This is a genomic window from Fimbriimonadaceae bacterium (assembly GCA_023957775.1).
In the GTDB taxonomy this organism is placed as follows: domain Bacteria; phylum Armatimonadota; class Fimbriimonadia; order Fimbriimonadales; family Fimbriimonadaceae; genus JAMLGR01.
In genome coordinates, this window is the sequence record JAMLGR010000020.1 from 16688 (window position 1) to 39893 (window position 23206).

17 protein-coding genes and 1 pseudogene are annotated in these 23206 nt (G+C 65.5%); 8 read left to right on the top strand and 10 right to left on the bottom strand.

The window, feature by feature from the left end; genetic code table 11:
- Both lspA and ileS read right to left on the bottom strand, forming a co-directional pair.
- Positions 1-570 carry a signal peptidase II gene (lspA, locus tag M9921_14825; protein MCO5298120.1) on the bottom strand — a complete coding sequence of 190 codons (570 nt, stop codon included), beginning with the start codon at positions 568-570 and terminating at the stop codon, positions 1-3.
- Positions 567-3326, bottom strand: a complete 2760-nt coding sequence (gene ileS / locus M9921_14830; protein ID MCO5298121.1) for an isoleucine--tRNA ligase — start codon at positions 3324-3326, stop codon at positions 567-569. The genes lspA and ileS overlap by 4 nt, the downstream gene beginning before the upstream one ends.
- A gap of 56 nt (positions 3327-3382) precedes the next feature.
- Here ileS and M9921_14835 point away from each other — a divergent pair, with 56 nt between their 5' ends.
- Entirely contained in the window at positions 3383-4657 is a 1275-nt protein-coding gene (locus tag M9921_14835) for a hypothetical protein (GenBank protein ID MCO5298122.1), read from the top strand.
- Between the two features lie 46 nt (positions 4658-4703).
- On the opposite strand, the gene M9921_14840 is transcribed toward M9921_14835, so the two are convergent.
- The gene (locus M9921_14840; GenBank protein MCO5298123.1) at positions 4704-5138 is read right to left on the bottom strand and encodes a MarR family transcriptional regulator; all 435 of its coding nucleotides are present in this window, start codon (positions 5136-5138) and stop codon (positions 4704-4706) included.
- 99 nt (positions 5139-5237) lie between these two features.
- On the opposite strand from M9921_14840, the gene M9921_14845 reads away from it, so the two are divergent.
- Positions 5238-8234 carry a caspase family protein gene (locus M9921_14845; protein ID MCO5298124.1) on the top strand — a complete coding sequence of 999 codons (2997 nt, stop codon included), beginning with the start codon at positions 5238-5240 and terminating at the stop codon, positions 8232-8234.
- On the opposite strand, the gene M9921_14850 is transcribed toward M9921_14845, so the two are convergent.
- Entirely contained in the window at positions 8201-10381 is a 2181-nt protein-coding gene (locus M9921_14850) for a S9 family peptidase (protein MCO5298125.1), read from the bottom strand. The two genes, M9921_14845 and M9921_14850, sit on opposite strands and share 34 nt — an antisense overlap.
- 30 nt (positions 10382-10411) lie before the next feature.
- Positions 10412-12040 (bottom strand): mechanosensitive ion channel family protein, encoded by a 1629-nt coding sequence (locus M9921_14855; protein MCO5298126.1) that lies wholly within the window; start codon positions 12038-12040, stop codon positions 10412-10414.
- 192 nt (positions 12041-12232) lie between these two features.
- Between M9921_14855 and M9921_14860 the strand changes: the two genes are divergently transcribed.
- A complete protein-coding gene (locus M9921_14860; GenBank protein ID MCO5298127.1) occupies positions 12233-12820 on the top strand; it encodes a PEP-CTERM sorting domain-containing protein in 588 nt (195 codons plus the stop codon).
- A 68-nt stretch (positions 12821-12888) separates the two neighbouring features.
- On the opposite strand, the gene M9921_14865 is transcribed toward M9921_14860, so the two are convergent.
- Both M9921_14865 and serC read right to left on the bottom strand, forming a co-directional pair.
- Entirely contained in the window at positions 12889-13623 is a 735-nt protein-coding gene (locus M9921_14865) for a DUF554 domain-containing protein (protein ID MCO5298128.1), read from the bottom strand.
- Positions 13624-13627: 4 nt separating this feature from the next.
- On the bottom strand, positions 13628-14722 hold the full coding sequence (gene serC / locus M9921_14870) for a 3-phosphoserine/phosphohydroxythreonine transaminase (protein MCO5298129.1): 1095 nt from the start codon (positions 14720-14722) through the stop codon (positions 13628-13630).
- A gap of 62 nt (positions 14723-14784) precedes the next feature.
- Here serC and tgt point away from each other — a divergent pair, with 62 nt between their 5' ends.
- The gene (tgt, locus tag M9921_14875; GenBank protein ID MCO5298130.1) at positions 14785-15888 is read left to right on the top strand and encodes a tRNA guanosine(34) transglycosylase Tgt; all 1104 of its coding nucleotides are present in this window, start codon (positions 14785-14787) and stop codon (positions 15886-15888) included.
- A 73-nt stretch (positions 15889-15961) separates the two neighbouring features.
- Here the strand turns inward: tgt and M9921_14880 are convergent, their stop codons facing one another.
- The 3 genes and pseudogenes from M9921_14880 to M9921_14890 form a co-directional block, all read right to left on the bottom strand.
- Positions 15962-16516, bottom strand: a complete 555-nt coding sequence (locus M9921_14880; GenBank protein MCO5298131.1) for a DUF642 domain-containing protein — start codon at positions 16514-16516, stop codon at positions 15962-15964.
- A gap of 377 nt (positions 16517-16893) precedes the next feature.
- A complete protein-coding gene (locus tag M9921_14885; protein ID MCO5298132.1) occupies positions 16894-18090 on the bottom strand; it encodes a DUF1343 domain-containing protein in 1197 nt (398 codons plus the stop codon).
- 160 nt (positions 18091-18250) lie between these two features.
- Positions 18251-18358: pseudogene (locus tag M9921_14890) on the bottom strand (polymer-forming cytoskeletal protein).
- Here M9921_14890 and M9921_14895 point away from each other — a divergent pair.
- The 4 genes from M9921_14895 (at position 18340) to M9921_14910 (ending at position 23049) form a co-directional block, all read left to right on the top strand.
- Positions 18340-19218 carry a DUF3500 domain-containing protein gene (locus M9921_14895; protein ID MCO5298133.1) on the top strand — a complete coding sequence of 293 codons (879 nt, stop codon included), beginning with the start codon at positions 18340-18342 and terminating at the stop codon, positions 19216-19218. The pseudogene M9921_14890 and the gene M9921_14895 overlap by 19 nt on opposite strands.
- A gap of 76 nt (positions 19219-19294) precedes the next feature.
- Positions 19295-20989, top strand: a complete 1695-nt coding sequence (locus tag M9921_14900) for a DUF1957 domain-containing protein (GenBank protein ID MCO5298134.1) — start codon at positions 19295-19297, stop codon at positions 20987-20989.
- Between the two features lie 3 nt (positions 20990-20992).
- Positions 20993-21889, top strand: a complete 897-nt coding sequence (locus M9921_14905) for a hypothetical protein (protein MCO5298135.1) — start codon at positions 20993-20995, stop codon at positions 21887-21889.
- 20 nt (positions 21890-21909) lie between these two features.
- Positions 21910-23049, top strand: a complete 1140-nt coding sequence (locus tag M9921_14910) for an aminotransferase class I/II-fold pyridoxal phosphate-dependent enzyme (GenBank protein ID MCO5298136.1) — start codon at positions 21910-21912, stop codon at positions 23047-23049.
- Positions 23050-23206: the final 157 nt, after the last annotated feature.

Consider the following 23206-nt stretch of genomic DNA (forward strand, 5'->3'; position numbering starts at 1 on the left):
TCACGTCTCCCGCCCCGCTTCGCGAGGCTCTACCCTAGGAGACAGCTCCTGCACGCCGGGGGTTGCGATCTCTTGGTCCGCCTGGGTCTCAGGTCCCGGCGCATGGCTGTGCGGCACGGCGTCGATGCCCCACTTGAGAATCAAGATCGTGGCCGCGACGGTGATGCACACGTCGGCGACGTTGAAGACGGGGAAGTTGAACGCCCGGATCTGGAACATGTCCGTCACCCGACCGTGGAAGATCCGGTCGAACAGGTTCCCGAGGGCGCCCGTCGCGAGGAGGGCCATCGCCGCGTGGACCCAGTTCGACTCCTTGGGGTGGCGGGCGCTGTAGAGGGCTGTGAGGATCACGATGCCCACGGCGACCGGTGCCAGAAGCACGCCGTAGCCCTGGAACAGGCCGAACGCGATGCCTTCGTTCACCACATGGGTGATCTCGAACACGCCGGGCCACGGCTTGCCGTCGAACCCGCCATGCTGGGGCAAGGCGCCCCGCACCCAGGACTTCACCAACTGGTCCGCCACGAACCCGCCGGCGACGATCCCCCAGTAGAGGAACCGCTGGTTCATGCGAGGTTCAGCACCTTGCGGTCGCGCGCGCTCAACGGCACGTCGTCCACCAGCTCGACGTCGGGCCGGCGGATCCGGCTGCGCGCGCATTTGAGGTAGGGGCTGGATTCGAACGTGGCACCCGAGGGCCCCTCTTGCAGGGTCACCGCGCTCATCTTGAAGTAGTTCGCCAACTCTCCCACAAACGTCCGCAACCGCTCCAGAGTTTCGCCGCTCTCCGAAACGGTGACCATCACGTCCTGGCTGTCCTTCACGCCCGACTCGGCTTTCCACTGCTCGAACGCCGCGAACACGCCGTTCCGCACTTGCCGGAGCACCGCGAACCGCGTCTCGAACGCGCTCCCCTCGATTTCGGCGAGCCGCTCGGCGCTCGGCAGGTCGAACGTCTCCATGTGGACCGAATCGAGGTGTTCGATGCCAGGGATCCGTCGGTACGTCTCCTCGGCGGTGTGCACGAGGATGGGCGCGACCAGCTTGACCAGACGAACCAGCACGTAGTGGCAGGCCGCCTGTCCGGATCGGCGGGACTCCCAATCCTTGCCGTCGCAGTACATCCGATCCTTGATCGCATCGAGATAGAAGCGCGACAACTCGTTGACGCAGAAGTTGTGGATGGCCTCGAGCGCGTCGCCGAACTCGAACCGGCTGTACTCGTCCGCCACATCCGCGCACAGAAGGTCCACGCGTTCCATCACCCAGCGGTCGAGGTCCAGCAACGCCTGGTTCGCCGAGGGGTCGTAGTCGAAGAGGTTCGAGAGCAGGAACCGCAACGTGTTCCGAACCGAACGGTAGTGCTCGCCCATCTGCCTGAGCAGGGCGTCCGAACAAGGCACGTCGTTGGCGGTGTCCACGCTGGCGACCCAGTAGCGCAGGACGTCTGCCCCGTACTGGTCGGCCGCCTGGACCGGGTCCACGACGTTGCCGAGGCGCTTGGACATCTTAAGGCCCTTCTCGTCCGTGACGAAACCGTGCGTGAGAACGGCTCGGTAGGGAGCGGTGTCCTTCGTGGCGGTGGCGATGACGAGGGAGGAGTTGAACCAGCCCCGATGCTGGTCGCTTCCCTCGAGGTACAGGTCGGCGGGCCAAAGGTTGTCCCAACGGGGTTCGACGTCGCTGTCGAGCACCACCAGGCTCGTACAGCCTGAATCGAACCACACGTCCAGCACGTCGGTCTCCTTCACGAACTCGGTTTCGCCCGTTTCGGGATGGGCGTAGCCTTCGGGGAGGATCTCGGAGGGTTCGCGGACGAACCACGCGTCGGATCCCTCCTGCTCCACGAGGTTCGCGACGCAGCCGATGGCGATCGGGTCGAGGACCGGGGTGCGGCTCTCCTTCCCGTAGAAGATCGGGATGCCGACGCCCCAAGGCCGTTGGCGCGAGATGCACCAGTCGGGCCGGGACGCGATCATCGTTTGGATGCGCGTCTTGCCCGCGGCCGGGTACCAGGCGACCTGCTCGGTCTGCTCGAGCATCCGCGAGCGCAGATCCTCGTGATCGATCTCGACGAACCACTGCTCGGTCGCTCGGAAGATCACCGGCTTCCCGTCCCGCTCGGAGAAGGGGTACGAGTGCTCGTAGTCGGAGGCGGCCAGGAGGTTGCCCAGCTCGCGCAGCCGGTCGACGACGACCGTGTCGCACTCCTTGTAGCTCACACCGGCGAATTCGCCGGCTTCGGCGGTCAGGACCCCGCGCTCGTCCACGGGGCACAGCACGGGAAGGCCGTACGCCTGGCCCGTGTAGAAGTCGTCGCGCCCGTGGCCGGGCGCCGTGTGGACGACGCCGGTGCCGTCCTCGGTCGTGACGTAGTCCGCCATCAGAGCCAGGGAGTCGCGGTCGAAGATCGGGTGCCCGAACACCGCGTGGTCGAAGTTGATGCCCAGGAACTTGGCGACGCGCTCGGGGGCTTCCCATCCAACGGCTTCGGCGACCTTCTCGACGAGGCTGTCGAGCAGCACGTAGTGGTCGCTCCCCACCTTCACCACCGCGTAGTTCAGCTCGGGGTGGAACGCGACGCCGAGGTTGGCCGGGATGGTCCACGGCGTGGTCGTCCAGATCACCGTGTAGAGGTTGGGGAAGCTGCCGAACAGCTCGTTGGGGTCTTTGCGCAGCGGGAACCGCACGTAGATCGCCTTGCTGACGTGGGGGCCGTAGACGATTTCGGTGTCCGCCAGCGCGGTCTGCGAGGTGGGGCTCCAGAGGGTGGGCCGCAGGCCGCGGTAGACGAATCCCCGATCGGCTAGCCGGAGGAAGATCCGGATGATCTCGGCCTCGAACGCGTAGTCCATCGTTCGGTAAGGCCTTTCCCATAGCCCGAACACCCCCAACCGTTTGAACTGGTCGGTCTGGACGTCGATGTATTTGGCCGCGTGCGCGCGGCACGCTCGGCGGATTTCGACGATGTCCGCCTTCACCCCGCGCTCGTGCAGGTCGCGCATGACCGCCTGCTCGATGGGCAGTCCGTGGTTGTCGTAGCCCGGAACATAGGGCGCGCGGAAGCCGGCCATGGTCTTCGACTTCACCACGAAGTCCTTGAGCATCTTGTTAAGGGCCGTGCCGATGTGGATCGGGCTGTTGGTGTAGGGCGGACCGTCGTGCAACACGAAGGTCGGCGCGTCCTTCCGCGCCTCCTGGATCCGGTGGTAGATCGAAGCGGCTTCCCACTCGGCCTGAATCGCCGGCTCGAGTTTGGGCAAGTCCGCCTTCATCGGGATGGTGAAGTCGGCATCCGGCAGGTTCAAGGTCGCGCGAAGGTCCATAGGGGTACGGGATTTTACCTGTGGGACGGGGGGCTGGGGCGTGTAGAATGAGGGTGATGGTAGACGAGAATCTACCGGTTGTGGGCGGGGATGCGCGCCCGTTGCGCTACGTGTTCCTCGATCTCAACTCGTACTTCGCTTCGGTCGAGCAGCAGGTCGACCCCACGTTGCGGGGCAAACCCGTGGCCGTCGGCCCCGTCAGCACGGATTCGGGCACGATCATCGCGGCTTCGTACGAGGCCAAGGCGTACGGCGTGAAGACCGGCACCAAGGTGGGCGATGCGAAGCGGATGTGCCCCGGGCTGGTCTTCGTGGACGCGCGCCACACGCTCTACACGCATTTCCACGACCGCGTGCTCGAGGCGGTCGAGACCGTGTTGCCCGTCGACCGGGTGTGCAGCATCGACGAGATGCAGTTCAAGCTCCTGGGAAGCGAGGCGCCGCGCGAGGTGGCGGTGGAGTTGGCCCGGCGTCTCAAGGCCGCGGTGCGCGAGCACGCGGGTGACTGGCTCTCATGCTCGATCGGGATCGCTCCCAACGCATTCCTCGCCAAGCTCGGAACGGAGCTGGAGAAACCCGACGGCCTACAGGTGCTCGAGGCGAAAGACCTCCCGCAGAAGCTGCACAGCCTGAAGCTGACGGAGTTCACCGGGATCAACAAGCGGATGGCCGCCCGGCTGAACGCGTCCGGGATCTTCTCCGCCGAGCAGCTCTGCGCCGCGGGCCGGCGCGAACTCGCCGAGGCGTTTGGGTCGGTGGTCGGGGAGCGCTGGTGGTATCTGCTGCGCGGCTACGATCTGCCCTCGGAGCAGACGAAGACGAAGAGCCTGAGCCACTCGCACGTGCTGCCCCCGCGCCTGCGCACCGATCAAGGGTGTCGAGAGGTCCTGCTCCGGCTGATCCAAAAGGCCTCGGCCCGCCTTCGCGCCTCGGGGTGGTGCGCGGGCACGATGGACGTGGGGGTCCGGGGGACGCGGAAAAGCTGGAAAGCGCACCGACGGTTTTCGGCCGTCGCGGACACCGTCTTCTTCAACGAGCGTTTTCTCGAGATGTGGGCCGAACGGGAGTTCGAGGGGCCGTTGGCGGCGTGGGTCGTGTTCTCCGAACTCGCGCGACCTGAAGCCGTGACGCCGAGTTTGTTCGACGGCGCCGTGGTGCGGGCGCAGCTCAACACGGCAGTGGACGGCGTCAACCACCGCTTCGGAAAGAACACGGTGTACCTTGCCGGCCTGCACCACGCCAAGGACACCGCGCCCGAACGCATCGCCTTCCACAAGACCGAGCTGTTCCAGGAGGGAGCCGGGGACAACGAGTGGGATCCGGAGGGGTAGTGGCTTGTGGTTTGTGGTTTGTGGTTTGTGGTTGGTGGTTTGTGGTTTAGGGTGTGCTTTTGGCGGCGGCTTGGCAGAGCAGTCTCAGCCCCTGCAGGACCTCGCGCTGTTCGAGGTAGGTGAGGTGCTCGGCGAGGGCGGTCAGGCGCTGGGGATCGATCGGCGAGGTTGCATGGCGTAGGGCTTCTCCCTCGGGGGTGAGACGCACCTCGACCACGCGGGCATCCGATTGCGATCGTTCGCGCACCGCGCAGCCGTCCCGCTCCAACCGGTTGAGCGCGGTGGACATCGTCGCCGCGGTCACGCCCGCCCGCCGCGCCAACTCCCCGACGGATGCGCCCTGTTCGGGATCCAGCAGCTCCAGCAGCGCGCGCCGGGCGGCCGAGACCTGGATCCCGCGCGGAGAGGCACCCAGTCCCGCCGATCGGCACAGCGCGATCGCGTCCGGGAGCAACGCTGCCATCTCTTCGACGAATTCCATTTGATAAGTATACACAAATTAGATGGTTAGTCAATACAAAGAAAAAGATCCATGGAGGAGCGAGACTCCCGGGCGTGATGGCGCGTCAACGGAGATGGGATGGCGCCTCTCCTTCGTTGCCCGATCATCGGACTGCTGATGCTGCTTGCGACCTGCGCGGTTGCGCGACCCGGGCCGGAAGCCCGGCTCGAGACGTTCGTTCCGGCGAAGCGGTGGGCGGTGGTCGTGGGCGCGAACCGTTACACCGAGATGGGTGCCCTGCGCTACGCGGTAAACGATGCGAAGGCGTTCGGAAGGACCCTCGAGGAGACTTTTCGGTTCGACGCGTCCACGATCAAGTACCTCCTTGACGAGGAGGGGGGCACCGCACCGACGGCCGCGAACGTCCTGGGCGCCCTCGACGCCCTGGTATCGGATCCCAGGTTGGATCGTGGAGATCTGTTCGTCTTCTACTTCGCAGGCCACGGTGTCGGCACGCCCGAAGGCGACTTCCTTTTGCCCTCAGACGGCACGCGGGCCAACGCCGCGACAAAAGGCGTCTCCGTCAAGGCGTTGATTGGGCGCATGGTGCAGGCCGGCCTCAAGAACGTCCTGGTGATCGCCGATGCGTGCCGAAACGGGGATAAGAACGGCTTTGGCCGCGAGCTTGCCGAACTGGGGCGCAGGGCCAACATCGCCGTGTTGCTCGGAACGGCGCCTGGCGGGAGGTCCTACGAGATTCCCCAGTTCCAGCACGGAGTCTTCACCCACTTCCTTCTGAAGCGGCTGACCGATCCCGAACTGCGAAGCAAGACGACCGGTGCCCTGTGGAGCTCCGCCGTCGCCGAGCGCACGCGCGATGACGTCGTCGCCTACACCGAACGCGACTTCGGGGACGATGCCCAGCAGCCGACAGTCTTCGCCGAGAGAACGCAAGATGTCCTGCTCGGGGCCTTCGTTGATTCGAGTCTTCCGGTGGCCGGCTTGGCCAAGGCGTTTGCCGCGGAGTCGAAAGGGCTGACCAAAGCGCGGATGGGCGCGAGCCTCACCCAGATGGGGACGGCGCTGTTGCTCGCCCGTCGGTTCGACTTGGCCATCGAGATGTACGTCACCGCCGACCAGCTTGGAGAGGCCACGCCTGCCACCCTGTTCCACGAAGGGGGAGCGATGCTCTCGGCGTCCCGCTGGTCCGAGGCGGAGCGAGTCTTCACGAGACTGCGAGAAAAGGACGGCACCCCCTACTACGCGGCGCTTGCGACTCTGGCCAGTCGGGATCCCAAACTCGCTCCCCAGCAGCGGCTCGATGCAGCCTCCAAGGCCTTCCACTTGGATCGGTCCGAAGAGGTGGCGCTCATGGCCTTTGCGGGCTTGTCGAGTGTGGCGCCCGTACAGAGGCGCGCGTTTGTGGGCGAGTTGCGCAAGGCATTTCCTCCCGCCACGCGGGTAGGCGCGTTCTTTGCAGGCGTCGATGCGCTGGATGCTGGGAAAGACTCGGATGCGGTGGTTGCGTTCGATCGATCCTTGATGGCGCCCGGGAAGCAGCCTTCGGCCAATCAGATCCGGGGCATGAAGCTGGTGGCCTGGCTGGGGACGGCGACCGAAACGCAAATCCGCTTGCTGATCGACGACGCGATCGCCGACGGCGACGACCAGGCGATGTGGTTGCTTCTGCGCGCCGATCGCCATCAGCGTGCGGGCGAGTTTGAAGAGGCGATGGCCGATACCCGCGAGGCCCTGGCCAACGATCCCGATCCTGCGCAAATGCTCGAGGCGGTCCGCCACACCCTCGCCGACTGCGGAAAACTGAACGATCTCTTGGCTCCCTTGGCCGCCGCCCATCCGTATGCCTGGGAAGCTCAACTCGCGGCGGGGCTTAGCGCATGGGCGGCGAGCGATTGGACGGACGCCGGGTCCTACCAGGAGACCGTGGAGAAGTACGCCCCCGATCTTCTCACTGCGAAGCTGGAGCACTATGGCCTGCTCGACGACATCATCCGAGACCGGATGAAGCGCAAGGGGCTCGACGAGATCATCCAGTTTCGTTTGAGGACCCTCTTCGCCATCGACCTGGGCAAACTCGCCTCTCAGTTCGGAAAGAACGAAGACGCGTGGTTCAAGTTCGAGATGTACAGCCTCGACAGCAATCGTGTCCTGCCGCTGGCGGTGACCGTGTACCGCCTGCTCGTCCCCCTCGTTCACCAGGGCGAAGCAAACTCGGGGCTCCGTCGCGTCGCCATGGTCGCGGCGATGACCGGCGGCGACGACGAAGAGGTCGACCGTCTTTGGTCGCCAACGGCGGCCCAGGACGGTGTCGAGCCCGATCTTGGTTGGTACTACGCGACCTACCTCGCGTGCAGGGGGCGATATGCGGAGGCCGACCGGATTCGCGCGGACCTACCGCCACCCCGTCCTGGAACGCTGGCCCAAACGTTCGAATCGGCCTCCCTGCTGATCGACGCGGGACTTGGCAAGACCGGAGATGTGAAGAAGCGAGTTCAGGTCATTGGCGAGAACATTCCCAGTGCCCGCCAGTTGCAGGGAATGGCGTTGCTCCTGGCCGGGGATTGGGAAGGCGCCGAACAGCGGTTGTATCTGGCGGCCAAGGAGATGGGGTGGTCGTTTCGCTGGGTCGCAGACACCGCGATTCTCCGTTTGGCCGCGGCCTATGGGAAGCGCGGCCAAGTCGAGGACCTGAAGTTCTTGAGGGCCGTGGCCACCACCCGAGCCGAAACACGCTTCTTCGAACGCCTCGCGTTTGCGGAGCCTCCGGAGCTCCAAGCGTTCGTCGGCACCTACGAGTTCGAGGTGTCCACCGTCTTCGATGGAGAGCCCATCGAGAAGATCGAAATGACCATTGCGGTGGAGCCCGACGGTAGAGCGCGTCTCTCGCGCAAGGGGGAAGGCTCCGCCGGCTGGCGGGTCGAGGGCCGGGTCAATGCGTATGGCGACCTTCAGGGAACGTTCGACGACGGGAAGCACAAGGCGCGGTTTGGGATGAAGTTGCCTCCGGTCGCGGAGTACAAGACGTACCCGCTCCTTGCCACCACCGGCATCTACCTCAAGATGGTCGATGAGAACGGCCGCTACGGCTTTTGGATCGCCAAGCCGCGCCGGTGAGAGACGCTCTTTCGCCACGCGGCGTGGAGTCTCTCGACATCGTCCCCTGACGTCGACAGGATCAGGTGGTCGACGAAGAACTCCCACATCCGCGTCTGGTTGATTCCCGAATGGCCCATGTCGGGGCCCGCCATCATGTCGAAGGATTTGCCCGCCCGCTGGAGCGCTTGCGCCAGTTGGTAGGTGTTGGCGGGATGGACGTTGTTGTCGGCGGTTCCGTAGAAGAGCATGAGGTGGCCCTTGAGGTCTCTCGCGTACTTCATGGCCGAGCCCTCGTCGTACCCCGCCTTGTTCTCGTCCTCGGAAGGCAATCCCATGTAGCGTTCGGTATAGATCGTGTCGTAGTTCCGCCAATCCGTCACGCTTGAACTTGCGACGGCCGCTTGGAAGACGTCGGGGTGACGCAGGAGGCACATCGTCGACGCGTAACCGCCGTAGGACGTTCCGTATACGCCGACCCGGTTCCCGTCCACGTAGGGACGCTCGCGGAGGGCTTTGACCCCTGCGGCTTGGTCGTCGATCTCGACCACGCCGAGTTTGCCGTAGACCGCGTCCTTGAACGCTTTGCCCCGACCGTTGGTCCCCCTCCCCTCGAACGACGCTACGAGAAAGCCCATCTCGGTGATCGGGTTCGGCGTGGAGAAGCGCGCCAGCGACCCACCCGACTCGGGGCCTGCGTAGAGGCTGACGATCAACGGGTACTTCTTCGACGGATCGAAGTCGGAGGGCTTGTGCAACTGGCCGTAGAGCACCGTCTTTCCATCGGCCGCCAGGTAGGTGAACGACTCGACCTTTTGCAGGCCGAGGGCCTCGAACTGGGCCACATCGCTCTCGGCGAGCACGGCCAGTTCCTTGCCCGCCGCGTCGCAGATGCGGGTCGAAGGCGGCACGTCGTTCGACTCGAAGGTGTCGAGGAAGGTGGATCCATCGGGGGCGAGGTCCACGCTGTGGTTGAACTTGGGGTCGGTCAGCCGCTTGTCGCCCTTTCCGTCCAGACCCACTCGGTGGAGTTGGGCTTTGTAAGGCGTGTCTCCGTCGCGGGCCATGTAGTACACGACCCCGGCCTTCTCGTCGACCCGCTCGATGCCGGCCAGGTCGAATTGGTTCTGGGTCACCGCCTTCAGCGGCGCTCCACCCAGGTCCCCAAGATAGAGGTTGTAATAACCGTTACGGGCCGAAGTCCAAAGGAACCGCCGAGGCTTGCCCGGTTGGGGATCGAGGAAGGTGATGGGCGGCGAGTTGTCGGTCCAGCTTTCAGGAGAGGATTCCCGCACGATCACCCGGCACTTGCCCGTTTTGGGATCCGCGGCGCAGAACTCCATCACGTTCTGTTTGCGGTTGGTCCGGTTGAACAGCAGCTCTTGGCCGTCGGGGGACCACTGCACGCCGTACACGTAGTGGCCGAGGTCGGGCGTTCCCGTGTCGAAGTTCGTGTCGATCGTCACGAGGGACCGGGTGGCGACGTCGGCGACGAGGAGCGCCACCTCGGGATTTTTGGATCCGGCCTTCGGATACGCCTCGACGTCGAGGCGGTCCTGCACCTTCGACACGTCGAGCGTCAGGAAGTAGTCTTGGACGCCGGTCTCGTCGAACCGATAGAACGCCAGCATCGTCGAGTCCGGCGAGAACCACATCGCCTCGCGCACGCGGAGTTCCTCGCCATACACCCAACTGGCTTGGCCGTACTTGATCCGCTTGGAGGGATCGCCTTCGGTGGTGAGCGGATGCTCTCCGTCCGGACCCTTGAGCACGATGTTCCCGTCCCGGTACGTGGCGGTGAACTTTTCGTCGGGGGAAGTCGCGCTTCCAAACTGCCGGCCGCGCGCGGGTGCGCCGCCGCGCTGGCCGCGTCGTCCGGTTGCCGGTCCGGTCGGCCCGGTTTCGGGTTCGGACTCGGCGGTCTTTCCGGTGGCCACCGTGTAGCGCAGGGTCTTTCCGTCCCGGCTGAAGGTGAACGATTGGGAATCCGCGGCCCAGGCGACCCGGAGGTCGCCGCGCTTCACGGAGCCGGCGATCTCCCGGCGCATCTTCTCGTAACGGTCGTATCGCGGCATGTTCTGGAGTCGATCCTGGGCGACGGCGGTCAGCGCCAGAGTGGCGACGAGGCCGATCGTGGTCCAACGGGTCCAAGCAATTGTGGGCGACATGTCCCTAAACTCTACGATGTTTGGGCCGCGCTAGTCACCCGTGGCCGCGCTTGGGGGGGAGGATTGGATGTAGACGCTGCGCGACGGGAAGGCGAACTCGACGCCGATCGTCTCGGCATAGCGCGCGATGTCGAGCAGAAAGGCCCCGCGCAACGCCAACTCCTCGGCGTACAGGTCCGTTTCGAAGAACATGTAGAGAAGCACGTCCAGCGAGCTGGCGTTCATCGCGTTCATTTCGACGTGGTACTTGTCTTTCCGCGTCTTTGGGTGGTTCGCGATCATTTCGCGAATACCCGTGCAGAACTCCTCGATCTTCTCCGGAGGCGTGCTGTAGGTCAGCGCGATCGCCATCTTCAGCCGGCGATACCGCCGCACCCCGAAGTTCTCGACCGAGGCTTTGATCATGTTGCTGTTCGGAACCGTGATCACCGAATCTTCGAACGTTCGGATGCGCGTGCTTCGAAGGTTGATCTCCTCCACCGTGCCGTCGATCTCTCCGATTCGGACCCAATCGCCGATGCCAAACGGCATGTCGAACAGGATGGTGAGCGATCCAAACACGTTCTCCACGCTGTCCTTGGCCGCCAGCGCAAGCACGAGGCCGCCGACGCCGATGCCTGCGACGATGCCCGCCAGGTTGATGCCCATCGACGCCGCGAACAGGATCAATCCGGCGGCGAGGATGACGAACTTGCCGAACTTCGAAGCGATTGGGATAAGGACGGCGTCCGCGCGTTGCATGAACTGCGTGGCACGGTTCGAGAAGGCCTCCATGACGGCGTCCCAGATCGCGAACAGCATCCAGATCGCGGTGGCGAACTGAAGGACCCTGCTGCCGAGAATCAGCGCGGCTCCCAGCAGCTCCGGAAGATTCAGATAAGGCACGCTGAGGAGGAGCATCGACGCCGTCAGAATCCACCCGATCGATCGCCTCAGGCCCCGGCGGACCGAATCCGACAGGCGCGCGCCGACGATGCGATAGCGCACGCGGAGGACGCCGGCCAGCAAGAGGCGCGTCAACAGGTGGAGCGCCACGGAAGCAAGGACCAGGGCCCCGAGCATCATCCACTGCCAGTGTTCAAGCCAAAACGACTTTGCACGCCACGGTTCGGGAACTTGAGAGCGCAGCCACTCGCCGGGGTCGACGGAGCGGGCGTCGATCTCCTTGAGGCCTGCGATCGTGGGGCGGTCTCGGACGGCCTCCCACATGGCGGGAAGCGCCTCGACGGTGGCCCGCGAGAACTTCCACGCACCGCTGTCCAGGCGGGCAAGTTCGATCGCCCCTACGACGCGCCCCGCGGGGTCCTTGGGGCGCACCAGCGTGTAGGCGTCGCCTCCTTGCTTGTCGGGGATGAGCTCGAGATCGACGTAGATCGTCCGGTTGAGCACGTCGAACAGCATTTTTGCGAGGCGCGGACCCTCTGTGTCCCGCAAGACGAGATTGACCGAGCTGAGGTCGAGGGTTTCAGCGGCGTCTTTGGTCCGCGATTCGTTCATGGCCTCGAGGAACGTGCGCACCGTCGCCCGAGGATTCGAGAGCCGCTCGGGCACCTGGTTGGGCGACCCGCCGCCGATCGGCGGCATCGGCAACTGGGCGCGGGCCCCAGCGGCCAACAGGCAAGCGGCGGAGGCCAGGAGAAATCGAAGCGCCGGGCTCATTCCAAGAACCTACCCCCCGCGGGGACGAGCCCGCCAGAAACCCCGGCGAGAGCCACTGCGAACGTTCTGGCCCGGCAAATCGACGAGTTTTGTTTGATTCTCCATGCCGAACGTGTTACGATGTCTGCAAGCCCTTCATGCCTCGCGTAAGCGGCGCGAAGGGCAATTTCAGGTTGGATTGAAGGAGTTATGATGAAAAAGGTACTTGTTTTGGCGCTTTGTGGCGTCGTGGGCAGCGCGTTTGCACAGACGGCGTTTTGGTCTGGAGACACCACGGGTGGCCCGACGATGGCCCGCCCCCTCTCGTACACCGGGACTTCCGGCAGCGGCACGGCGGTTCACTACCAGGTGCAGCCGTTCTGGGTCACCGTTGGCGGGACCTACACGTTCGAGATCAACGGCGTCTCGCACCCGGACACCTATGCGCTCGCGTACAGCAGCTTCAACCCGGCCACGCCGTTGGTCGGCCTGCTGGACGGGGACGACGACTTCAGCGGTTCGTTCACGCTGTTGTCGGGCACGGGGCAAGGATTTGCCTCCTCCCGAATCGGGGTCGGTGAGACGACCAACTTCTCCGGTGGAACGGGCCTCGGGCTCTCCGCGAACACCCAGTACTATGCCGTCGTGGCGGGATTCGGCAACAACGACTTCGGCACGTACGACGCCGCCATCGGTGGCGGCCAGGGTCGCGTCGTGCTCGGCGCGGTGCCTGAGCCTGCGACGATGCTCGCGCTGATCGCCGGCGTAGCCGGCCTCGCCTCGCGCCGCCGACGCAAGTAATCGGCAACGCGTGGTTCGAAGGGGGATCGGGATTCGTCCCGGTCCCCCTTTGCGTTGCATGAGAGACCTCACACGCCGTCGACGGGATCGGCGTGGACGGGGAGCCAACGCCTGGCGACCACGGTTCCCAAAGGGGCGAGAACGAGCGCGGGTAGGTAGTTGGCGACGGGTAGGCGCTTGATCTCGAGCAGCCCCATCCCGATGGCCAACAACATGGCGCCTCCCACGGCGCTCGCCTCGGCCAACAGTTCGGGGTCGCGCGCCAAGGCTCGCAGACGACCCGCGGCCAGGGTGAGCGCGCCCTGGAAGACCAACACGATCGCGGCGGTGACCAGCACGCCGGGACCCAAGGTCGCGGCGAAGAACACCGAACCCACGCCGTCCAGCACGCTTTTGATCGCCAGCAGCTCGATCTTGCCCTCGAGCCCCTCCTGAAGACAGCCGAGCAGCGTCATCGGTCCCACGCAGAACAGGATGCTCGTGGTGACGACAGCTTCGGAGAAGCGTCCGGTTGCGAGCGGCCCGAGAGAGACCCGCGCCCACTCAGCGAACCCCTCCACACCCGCCTGGATCCCCAACGCCCATCCCAGAACCCCGCCGACGGTCAGCGCAAACGCCAGCACCAGGACGTTCTTGGATTCGAGAAACAGCTTGACCCCGATGCCGAGCGTGACCAGTCCGAGCGCCGACAAAGCGATCTCCATCGCCGCGGAGGGAACGCGGGCGCCCAGCGCCCAGCCCAGGAGCGAGCCTACGACGACGGTCGCCGTGTTCAAGAGGGTGCCGCGGATCGGCAGGCCCATGGCGTCAGCCGTTGCTCGCCGCGAACGACTTCATGTAGGCGGCCAGCGTCTCGCACCCCTCGTTGGGGAACGCGTTGTAGATGCTCGCGCGGACGCCGCCCACGGAGCGGTGGCCTTTGAGCCCGTCGAGCTTCTCGGCCTCCGCACCTTGGACGAACGCGTCCGTGAGAGACGCGTCCGCCAGGGTGAAGGTCACGTTCATGATCGACCTGCAGGCCTTGTCCGCGTGGCCCCGATAGAACCCCCCCGACTGGTCGATCGCATCGTAGAGCACCTGGGCCTTCTCCCGGTTCCGAGTCTGCATCGCCTCCAGCCCCCCCTGCCGTTCGACCCATTGGTAGTTCAGGCCGCACATGTAGATGCCCCAGCACGGCGGGGTGTTGTACATCGATCCATTCTCGACCTGCGTGCGGTAGTCGAGCATCGGCGGCAGGCCCTGGTTCATCTCGGGAAGCAGGTCCTCCCGGATCACCACCACGGCCACGCCGGACGGCCCCATGTTCTTCTGGGCTCCGGCATAGATCAAGCCGTACTTCGACACGTCGCACGGACGCGAGAGGATGTTCGAGGACATGTCGCACACCGAGAGGGCGGGCAACGTGGCGTCGCCTTGAAACTCGACGCCCTGGATCGTCTCGTTGCTCGTCCAGTGGATGTAGGAGGGGTTGTCTCCGTAGTCCAGCGACCCGAGATCCGGAACGTTCGAGTAGCCGTGCTCCTTCCCGTCGAACGCGAGGTGGGTTGCCCCTCCGATCTTGGCGTCCTGATACGACTTCTTGCCCCACGTACCGGTGACGACGTAAGCCGCGGTTCGACCCTCGCCGCGCAGGTTCATCGGGATCATCGTGTTTTGAAGGCTCGCTCCGCCCTGGAGGAAGACGACCTTGTAGTTGGAGGGCACGTGGAACACCCGGCGAAAGGCGGCTTCCGTGTCCGCCAGGATGCCCTCGAAGTGGCTGCTGCGGTGGCTGAGCTCCATCACGCTCATGCCGGTCCCGTTCCAGTTCATGAGTCCGTCGCGTGCCACTTTCAACACTTCGACCGGCAGGGTGCACGGTCCGGCGGAGAAGTTGAAGACGCGGTTGTAGGGCTGGCTCATGGAACCCGTTTTACCCTGCGCCCCGTTCGGGTTCACTCCTTGCCTGCACCATAATCACCCCTATGCCAGGCGAGGTGCGGTACGAGCTGCTTTCGGTGTGCCCCCACACCGGCGCGCGCCGAGGCCGCCTCCACACACCTCACGGCATCGTCGAGACCCCCGCCTTCATGCCCGTGGGCACCGCGGGCACGGTGAAGACGGTCTCTTCCGAGGAGTTGGAGGCGTTGGGCTTCCGCTTGATCCTCGCCAACACGTACCACCTCTCCCTGCGGCCGGGCAGCGACCGCATCGAACGCCTCGGCGGCTTGCACAAGTTCATGGGATGGAGGGGCGCGATCCTCACGGATTCGGGCGGTTACCAGGTGATGAGCCTGGGGAAGATGCGAGACATCGACGACCAGCGCGTTCGGTTCCGGTCCCATCTCGACGGTTCGGAAGTATGGCTCAGTCCCGAGCGCGCGCTGCAGATCCAGTGGGAGCTCGGAGTGGACATCGCGATGGTGCTCGACGAGTGTCCGCCTTTCCCCTGCAGCCGGGACGAGGCGGCCGAGGCCATGCGGCGGACCCATCTTTGGGCGGAGCGGTCGATCCGCGCGCGGCGGGCCGGCCAATCTTGCTTCGGCATCGTCCAGGGCGGCGTGCACGACGACCTGCGCGACGAGAGCGCGGCGTTCATCACCTCGCTGCCGTTCGAGGGCTTTGCGATCGGAGGCGTGTGCGTCGGGGAGCCGACGGAGATGCAGTACCCGGTGGTCGCGCGCACGGCCCGCCGGCTCCCCGAAGAGAAGCCGAGGTACCTCATGGGCGTCGGGCACCCTCGAGATATCGTGCACGCCGTCGCAAGCGGGATCGACCTGTTCGACTGCGTGCTGCCCACCCGGATGGCGAGGCATCACTGCCTGTACACGTTGAAGGGGCGCGTGAACATCATGGGCTCCGAGTGGACCGACGTCGACGCGCCCGTGGACGCGCAGTCCGTCTTTCCGCAGACGGAGCGGTACCCCGCGGCCTACCTGCGCCACCTGTTCAAGGCCAACGAGCCGCTGGGTCCAAGGCTGGCCACCCTGCACAACCTCGCGTTCTACGCGCGGCTGATGGAGGAGGTACGGGAAGCGATCGCGGCAGGGACCTGGCCCGCGCTGGCGGAGCGGTACGCGCAGGCGTGAGGGGGTAGGAGTGGCACGCAAAGGGCGCAAAGGCCGCTATGGGGGTTCACGCAGAGGCGCTGAGGCGCGGAATTTATCGCTTTCGGCGGCGGGCGGCAGTTGCCAATCCCGCTGCGGCAAGGACCAGAGTAAAGGGCTCGGGGACCGGCGCCAGGCTCACGTCGTCCAGGAACGCGAAGTGCGTGTTGGCATCCTCGTCGTTGAAGAACGTGATCGTCGTCGGATTGCCGGTACCTGCGAAGTCGAGGCTGAACCCTTGCCAGGCGATCACGGCGTTCGCGTTGTTGAGGTTGAAGCTCTGCGCCGCTCCCCCGTCGATCGAGACTTTTATGACGCCTGTTCCCGTCCGATTCGCATAGTTCGAGGTACCGCCCCAGAAGGAGAGCCTGTACTGTTGCGCAGCCACGGTCGCAACCGTTTGTTCGATCCCGCCACCGGTGAAGGTCGTCGGGGCGAGGTCCACCACCTGGTTGCCATCGTGGGCCGTTCCGATCGAGTAGATAGCCGGATCGAAGTGCTCGACTCCGTTAAGCACCGTCGTCCATCCTGTGATCACGTTCGAACCGCCCGCCACGTAGCCGTAACCCGAGGGCTGATGGGGAACTTCGAAGCTCCCATTGACGATCAAGTTCGCTGACGCTGGCGCCACAACGCAGAACAAGCTTGCTAGGACGATGGTGGTTCGTTTCAAAAGACTTTAGGACCCCGACTGTCTTTCCAGTCTGCAGGAGAACCAGTCCAAATGCAACCAGCAATTTCACTGGGATGCTCAACGAAGGGTCGTTCCAAGGTCGGAAAGTCCAAAGCGGCCCCCCGCCCCCCGCGCCTCTGCGTGAAACCCTTGCGCCCCTTGCGTTCCTTGCGTGAAACTCCCCCCCGCGCCTCAGCGCCTCTGCGTGAAACCCTTGCGCCCCTTGCGTTCCTTGCGTGAAACTCCCCCAGCGTCTCTGCGCCTCCGCGTGAACCCCCATAGCGCCCTTTGCGTTCTTTGCGTGCAATATCCCCCTACCGGTAGAGCAGGTGCGTCTTCCGCACGGCGCGGAACGCCTGCAGCGCCGGCATCCAGTCCCGGCGCGCGGCCGCGTAGCCGCCCTGGAGAAGGGCTTGCGAGGTTTGGGAGTTCTGCAGCAGGTTCACCAGTCGGCTCGAGTCCCACTCGGGGAAGAGGCGGTGCAACTCAAAGACCAGCTCGCAGCCAAAGCGCACCGAGTCGAACGCCGCGCGATCCGTCACCGTGAAACCGACCCCGCCGCACGGCTCGTTCGCGAACTTGCTGGCGTTCGGCGTGAACTCCAGCGGGTACACACGCACGCCCGGAACCGCCTTGGCGTTGAGCGCCGCGGCCAGCTTGCGACCGTCGAGCCAGGGCGCTCCCACGAGCTCGAAGGGCGTGTCGGTGCCTCGGCCGACCGAGAGGTTGGTCGCTTCGACGAGCCCGATGCCCGGATAGAGCAAGGCTTCGGTCGGCGACCGCATGTTGGGGGACGGGTTGACCCAGGTCAGCCCGGTTTCGTCCCACCACATGTCGCGCCGCCAGCCCTCGCACTTCACCACGGAGAGCTTCGCGCCGATCTTGCGCTCGCTGTTGAACAACCGGGCGAGCTCGCCGGCGGTCATGCCGTGGACCAGCGGGATCGTGTGGAAGGCGGTGAGCCCGAGGTGGCGCTCGTCGGCGACCGGGCCGTCGGCGTCGATCGCCGTGATCGGATTCGGGCGATCCAACACGACGACCTCGAGCCCGTCCCTGGCGGCGGCTTCCATCGCGTAGCCGAGCGTGCCGACGTACGTGTAGAAGCGCGTGCCGATGTCCTGGATGTCGAACACGATCGTGTCGACCCCTTGAAGCTGCTCCTTCTTGGGCCGGTAGCGATCGGCCCCTTGGCCGGGGTTGTAGAGCGAGTAGGCGGGAAGGCCGGTCTTCTCGTCGCGTCCGTCCTTCACCGCCTCGTCCACCAGGCCCCGGAGGCCGTGCTCCGGGGCGAACAGGCAGACCAGCGTCATGCCCGGCGCCGCCGCGAGGACGTCCGAGGTGAACCGCCCATCTCGGGTGCGCCCCGTGTGGTTCGTGATGAGCGCGACCTTGCGGCCCTTGAGTTGGGCGAACCCGTCGCGCTCGAGGACATCGATGCCGCAAAGCACGTCGGGAGCGCGGTGGACCATGCCGAGGGCGGCCACGGCGGGGAGGAGCATGGCAAGACTCATGGAGGAGGTTTACCCGGCGGGCGTTGCACGCCCGTGTTGGGTTTTGAGGTCCCCATTGCGTCTTTGCGTTCTTTGCGTGATACCCCCGGGAGGAGGCAGGCGGTGGTGCCGCGAACTCGTGTGCTCATGAAGCTGTTCCTGGGTTTCTTGGTGGCGGGCGCGCTGATCGTCGCGGTTCGGCTGGGGGCGGAGGGGCCTGTGGCGCGGGACACCGGGGTCGTCCAGGCGGCCAAGGCCTTCCTGGACGCGTTGCCGGCGGCGGAGCGGGCCAAGGCCGCGCGGCCCTTCGACTTGGCGCTGCGCAAGGTGTGGCAGTTCACCCCCGGAGACCGTGCCGGGACTCGGCTGCGAGACCTCGGCCCGGAGCAGAGGGCCCTTGCGGAGGCGCTGCTGAAGACCAGTCTCAGCGAGGGAGGCTACTTCAAGACCAAGAACGTGATGCACCTCGAGGACATTCTCGGAGGCAGCTACGCCAGCGACCTCTATTGGATCGAGATCTTCGGAACACCCTCGGCGGACGGCCCCTGGGGGTGGCAGTACGAGGGCCACCACGTGGTGCTCACCTTCACCTACGTCGGCGGAAAGATGTCGATGACCCCCGCGTTCTTCGGAGCCCATCCGGCCCTTGCCAACGATGGCAAGCGTGAACTTCGGGCGCTGGGCGCCGAAGAGGACTTCGCGCTGAAGCTATTCGGCACGCTCGACGCCGAGCAGCAAGCAAGGGCGCGAATCATCGAGGCTGTGCCCGCCGACATCTTCACTGGCCCCGATCGCGACACGATCCTGACCGAACCAAAGGGGCTGCCGTGCTCCGCGCTCAATGCCGACCAGCGCGAAAGGATGATGGCCCTGATCGACGTCTACCTCGACGACGCACCCGCGGAGGAGGCCGCTTTGCGGAAAGCCGCGATCGAACGGTCCCTCGACCAGACCCTGTTCGCATGGATCGGACCAGCCGAGCGCGGAACGCGCTTCTACTACCGGATTCACGGACCTCAAGTGCTCATCGAGTTCGACCACACGTCCGCGAGCCGAAGCGACGACCCGCACATCCACTCCATCTGGCGCACCCCCGGGGACGACTACGGCGAGGACCTTCTGAAGCGGCACTACCTCGAGGATCATTAGCTGGGGGGACGGGAATCGGGGATCGGGAATCGGGAATCGGGAATCGGGGATCGGGATTCCCGTCTACAATATCCTCATGCCCGTCGGACGATTCGTGCTGTGCCTCCACTCGCACATGCCCTACGTGCTCTCCCACGGGAAATCTCCGCACGGAACGGACTGGATCCACGAGTCGGCCGCCGAGTGCTACCTCCCGATCCTCCACGCGCTCGATCGGTTGCACCGCGACGGAATCCGCCCGCGGTGGACCATCAACATGACCCCCATCCTCGCCGAGCAGCTTGAGGACCCCACCTTCCAATCGGGCTTCGCCGATTACTGCCAGGAGAAGATCGACGCCGCGATCGACGACGCGCGGCGGTTTGAAAAAGAGGGCGAGCTGTGGATGCAGGGGCTCGCGGCGATGTGGCAGCGCCACTACACGCAGGCCCTCGTCGAGTTCAAGCACCAGTGGGGGCGCTCGATCATCGAGGGGTTCCGCTACTTCCAGGACGAGGGGTGCATCGAGGTGATCACGTGCGCCGCAACGCACGGCTACCTGCCGCTCCTTGGAACGGAGGAGTCCGTGCGCGCCCAAGTGAAGCTCGGAGTCGAGACGTACAAGAAGCACTTCGGCCGCCAACCGCGCGGCATGTGGCTGCCCGAGTGCGCGTATCGTCCCGCCTACGAATGGAAGCCTCCCGTGGGCGACGGGGCCAGCTTCGAACGGGCGGGCGTGGACGCCATCCTGGCTGAAAACGGGGTCGAGTACTTCTTTGTGGACTCCCACATGATCCGGGGAGGCGAGCCGCTCGGCACCTACGCGGGCAAATTTCCGCAGCTTGCCGAGCTGTTCGCGCGCAGCCAGAAGTTCTTCACCCCTCCCCCCGAGCAGCGCAGCGAGTACGAACCCTACCGGCTGACGTCGGGCGTGGCCGTGTTCGCACGCGATCCTCAGACCACCGTCAAAGTCTGGTCGGGCGAGCACGGCTATCCGGGCGATCCGCACTACCTCGAGTTCCACAAGCAGCTCTATCCGGGCCGCCACAAGTATTGGCGCATCAGCGAGGACAAGCAGGACCTGGGCAAGAAGCAGCCGTACGATCCGTGGGCGGCGTTCGAGCGCCTCTCCGGCCACGCCGCGGATATGGCCAAGACCCTCAAGGAGACGCTCGCCGCGTACCGGGGAGCCAGCGGGCACGACGGCATCGTGACATCGATGTACGACACCGAGCTGTTCGGCCACTGGTGGTTCGAAGGGCCGGAGTTCTTGTGCGAGCTGGGCCGACACGTCGCCGCCGATCCCGATCTCGAGTGCGTTTCCGCCTCGGAAGTGCTGGACTCGGGCGTCGTGCGGGGCACGATCACGCTGCCCGAAGGGTCGTGGGGCGAAGGCGGCTACCACTTCGTTTGGCTCAACGACGGCAACGTGTGGACGTGGGAAAAGCTGCTTCCGGCCGAGCGCAGGATGCGCGAGCTGTCCGAGCGGCTGGCGAACGGACCCGCCCGCGAAATCGTCATTCAAGCGGGAAGGGAACTGCTCCTTGCCGAAGCGTCGGACTGGCAGTTCCTCATCTCGACGTTCTCCGCCCGCGACTATGCCGAAGTCCGCTTCGACGACCATATCGATCGGTTCCACCGTCTGGCCGACCTTGCCGAGTCCGTCCACGCCGGTGGTGAACTCTCTGTCGCCGATCAGACATTCATCGAGGAGTGCCAATCGAAAGACGCTCCCTTTGCCGATCTGGACCCCTCGCTGTGGAGTCCCTCTCGATCTCCCGTTGGGACCTAAACCATGAAACCCTCTCTTGCTTCGTCGATTCTCGCAGCGGCCTCCCTCCTTGCGTTCGCAGGGTGTGGCGGCGGCCAGAAGCCTTCTGCCCAGGCCCAAGCGGGTTCCCAACCACCGGTCGCGGCCCCCAACGCCCCGGCTCCTTCCGTTGCGAAGGCGCTGGAAGACGCGAAGGTGGACGTGCCGCCCATTCCCGCGAAGAACACCAAGGGTTGGGCTGGCGGGAAGCTCGCGGCCACCGACATCGCCGCCAAGATGGACGCCGCCATGAAGAGCCTTCGCAACGTGCGCGTGGTGGCCACCGTGCTGGGGAAGACTCCAAAAGGGCGCATCATGCCCTCCACGTTTCCCGGTGAGATCCAAGACGATCGGACGTTCCGCATCTCCTACATGCTCCTCACCGACGACGTCCCCACGACGGGCATCGCGACCGCCAACGGCACCAAGCTGGTCACCCTCGGCGAGGGCGGGCTCTCCGCTCCGAAGAAGGTGGGTTCGACCCCGCAGCGCGACATGGAGAAACTGGTCGAGGAGTGGCCCAAATCGTTCCCCACCAACGTTTTCGACGGGCTGACCGACGGCGGCGGCTACTGGAGCGCACTCATCGGGGCGTGGCAGCGCGGCGTACAGGGGTTCAAACTCTCGGTGGAGGAGCGCACCATGCCCTTTAAGGATCGGAAGATCAGAAACTACCGAGTCGTCGCAGAGCGGCCGGTGCCCGGCCCCGGCGGGCGCGTCGAGACCGTCGAACTTGTCGTGGACGGACAGATCTTCCTGCCGGTCACCATCCGTTCCCATGGGTGGGACCAGCAGGGTCGGGAGTTCCAGTACCAGTGGTCGGCCGAATGGAAGAACAACCAGAAGCTCGACGCATCGAAATTCAAGATCGGCAACTCCTGACGCGCCGGTAATCTCCGCGCATGCGGTTTTCAACGCGGGCTGTGCACGGGGCGGGGACGTTCGAGGACGGGGTCGGCGCGTCCGTCCGCCCGATCTACCAGAGTTCGACCTTCCGTTGGGAGTCGCTCGAACGCGAGCCACCGTTCATGTATGCCCGCTACGGCAATCCCAACCGCGCGGAGTTGGAGGCGACCCTTGCGGCGCTCGAAGGAGCCGAATACGGCGCGTGCTTCTCGAGCGGAATGGCCGCCCTCGCCGCGGCCATGTCCTTGGCCCAAGCCGGGGACCACGTCGTGCTCGCCGATGCGATCTACGGGGGAACGGCGGCCCTCGCCGCAAAGCTCCTCCCCCGGCATGGAATCGAGGTCTCCTCGTTCGACTCGCTGAAGCCGGAATCGCTTCGCGCCGCCGCACGCCCCAACACGAAGCTCGTGTTCTACGAGTCCCCCACCAATCCCACGGTGGAGGTCGTTGACATCGCCGCCGTGGCGGCCGTGGCAAAACAGTTAGGGATCCTAACGGTTTTTGACAACACGTTCGCCACTCCCTACCTCACGCGTCCCCTTTCCCTGGGTGCGGACGTCGTCGTGCACTCGACGACCAAGTATCTGGGAGGCCACAGCGACGTGACCGGCGGGGCGGCGCTGACGAACGACGCGGCCATTCATGCGCACCTGCTCGAACAACTCAAGCTCGGGGGCGCGGTACCGGAACCGTTCGCGAGTTGGCTGACCCTGCGGGGCGTGAAGACGCTTCCCGCCCGGATGCGCGTGCACTGCGACAACGCGGCCCGGGTCGCCGAACACTTGGCGGCGCACCCCAAAGTGCGGCGCGTCTGTTACCCGGGGTTGGCGGAGCCGGACGTGCGGGCGCTGGCCGCGCGGCAGATGGAGGGCCGGTTCGGAGGCATCGTCGCGTTCGAACTGGAAGGCGGGCGGGACGCGGCCTTCCAGTTCGCCGAGCGGACCCGGGTGTTCCATATCGCCGCGAGCCTCGGCGGCGTCGAATCGCTGCTCTCCTACCCGCCGCTGTTCTCCCACGCGGGGCTCACGGAAGAGGAGCGCCAGGCTCGCGGGATCACGCCGGGCCTGCTGCGCGCGAGCGTGGGGCTGGAGGACATCGACGACCTGGTCGAGGATCTCGACCGGGCCCTCGCCTAACCCGGATCCTCGCGCGAAGGCATGAAAGGCCGGCGTCCGGGCTGTTCTCTGGCCGGGTTTCGGCTCCGCCCAGGGGTGCCACGCCCGCTGGCCGGGCGTGCAGAAGCCACCCGTTCAGGCGTCCGGCCCACGCCCGTCGAGCGGGCGTGGCAGTGCG

Bases quoted from the DNA above. Each gene is read 5' to 3' on its own strand.
- lspA (MCO5298120.1), bottom strand. From the start codon at position 570: ATGAACCAGCGGTTCCTCTACTGGGGGATCGTCGCCGGCGGGTTCGTG.
- ileS (MCO5298121.1), bottom strand. From the start codon at position 3,326: ATGGACCTTCGCGCGACCTTGAACCTGCCGGATGCCGACTTCACCATC.
- M9921_14835 (MCO5298122.1), top strand. From the start codon at position 3,383: ATGGTAGACGAGAATCTACCGGTTGTGGGCGGGGATGCGCGCCCGTTG.
- M9921_14840 (MCO5298123.1), bottom strand. From the start codon at position 5,138: ATGGAATTCGTCGAAGAGATGGCAGCGTTGCTCCCGGACGCGATCGCG.
- M9921_14845 (MCO5298124.1), top strand. From the start codon at position 5,238: ATGGCGCCTCTCCTTCGTTGCCCGATCATCGGACTGCTGATGCTGCTT.
- M9921_14850 (MCO5298125.1), bottom strand. From the start codon at position 10,381: ATGTCGCCCACAATTGCTTGGACCCGTTGGACCACGATCGGCCTCGTC.
- M9921_14855 (MCO5298126.1), bottom strand. From the start codon at position 12,040: ATGAGCCCGGCGCTTCGATTTCTCCTGGCCTCCGCCGCTTGCCTGTTG.
- M9921_14860 (MCO5298127.1), top strand. From the start codon at position 12,233: ATGAAAAAGGTACTTGTTTTGGCGCTTTGTGGCGTCGTGGGCAGCGCG.
- M9921_14865 (MCO5298128.1), bottom strand. From the start codon at position 13,623: ATGGGCCTGCCGATCCGCGGCACCCTCTTGAACACGGCGACCGTCGTC.
- serC (MCO5298129.1), bottom strand. From the start codon at position 14,722: ATGAGCCAGCCCTACAACCGCGTCTTCAACTTCTCCGCCGGACCGTGC.
- tgt (MCO5298130.1), top strand. From the start codon at position 14,785: ATGCCAGGCGAGGTGCGGTACGAGCTGCTTTCGGTGTGCCCCCACACC.
- M9921_14885 (MCO5298132.1), bottom strand. From the start codon at position 18,090: ATGAGTCTTGCCATGCTCCTCCCCGCCGTGGCCGCCCTCGGCATGGTC.
- M9921_14900 (MCO5298134.1), top strand. From the start codon at position 19,295: ATGCCCGTCGGACGATTCGTGCTGTGCCTCCACTCGCACATGCCCTAC.
- M9921_14905 (MCO5298135.1), top strand. From the start codon at position 20,993: ATGAAACCCTCTCTTGCTTCGTCGATTCTCGCAGCGGCCTCCCTCCTT.
- M9921_14910 (MCO5298136.1), top strand. From the start codon at position 21,910: ATGCGGTTTTCAACGCGGGCTGTGCACGGGGCGGGGACGTTCGAGGAC.